This window comes from Bacillus sp. MM2020_4, from assembly GCF_011250555.1.
Classification (GTDB): Bacteria; Bacillota; Bacilli; order Bacillales; family Cytobacillaceae; genus Neobacillus.
The window spans coordinates 1-255 of sequence record NZ_JAANMZ010000144.1 but is presented as its reverse complement, the minus strand read 5'-3'; the positions used below and the strand labels follow the sequence as shown (position 1 = coordinate 255).

The window sequence follows — 255 nt, the reverse complement described above, 5'->3', positions numbered from 1 at the left end:
TACTGTTTCCCATTATCAAAGTATACGGCTTCAGGGACACCATATTTTTGAATGGCATTTCGAAAAGCATCCTCTATAATCCTGGAATCAAGGGTTGGATAGAAGGCTCCATGCAGAATTAATCGAGTCGCATCGTCTATAATAGCGACTAAGTAGACCTGCTTCTTAGTGCCATTAGGACCAATGGGCAAATATGGGCCAAACTTAATATCGGATTGCCATAGCTGATTACGATGACGCTTTTGAAATCGTCTA

At 41.2% G+C, this 255-nt stretch carries 1 protein-coding gene; it reads right to left on the bottom strand.

What is annotated here, in order from left to right; genetic code table 11:
- Nucleotides 1-255 (bottom strand): DDE-type integrase/transposase/recombinase (locus tag G6554_RS26480; RefSeq protein ID WP_166246861.1); only part of this gene is annotated, 255 nt, incomplete at both ends.